Below are 618 nucleotides of genomic sequence, written 5' to 3'. Positions count from 1 at the left end.
GAATGTTGAAATATCGTTCGGTTAAACTCTTGAGTCCTTGGGATTGCCAATAGGCAGTTCCAAGGACTTTATGTAAATGAGGGGTTCGCGTGTGCGCCATGCGCCTTTACGCGTGTTCGCGATTTCGAAAACTTCACGTTCCTTAAGGCCCAAGCTTCTCAGTTCGCGGATGCGGGTGCGCACCCGTTTCCTTCGATGCCATAAGCATAGCCGAAGTCTGCGGCGAGTCCATTCCTCCAGAGCCCGGAGGGCGTTGGAGTCTCCATGAGTGCGTAATAGCCCATCGTAGCCCATCAGATATTGATTCAGACGGCGAATTCTCTCTTCCATGGAGATGCTCCAAGTGGGATTGGTGATTTCGCGAATCTTGTACTCTACCCGTTTCAGGGATTTGGGGGAGATGCGGATTCTCGCATCTTTCTGGACGGTGAAGCTGAAACCGAGAAACTTTCGTTTCCAAGGTCGGTCCACCGCGCTTTTTTCCTCTTTACTTTTAGTCTTAACTTTCCTTCCAAAAACCTCTGAATGCTAGCTTTCACTCGCATCCCTGCGCTCTCTGTTTTCACGTAGATGTTACAGTCGTCCGCGTAGCGACAAAAGCGCAACCCCGTTTCTCCA

The 618-nt window shown here is 50.5% G+C and carries 1 protein-coding gene; it reads right to left on the bottom strand.

The genetic code is table 11. The features are described from left to right. Positions 1-21 precede the first annotated feature (21 nt). Entirely contained in the window at positions 22-471 is a 450-nt protein-coding gene (locus VF724_RS21335) for a group II intron maturase-specific domain-containing protein (protein ID WP_371756243.1), read from the bottom strand. Between the last annotated feature and the right edge of the window lie 147 nt (positions 472-618).

The sequence above is a fragment of the Ferviditalea candida genome (assembly GCF_035282765.1).
In the GTDB taxonomy this organism is placed as follows: domain Bacteria; phylum Bacillota; class Bacilli; order Paenibacillales; family KCTC-25726; genus Ferviditalea; species Ferviditalea candida.
Note: the sequence above shows the minus strand (reverse complement) of the source record. Positions and strands in the feature narration are given on the sequence as shown.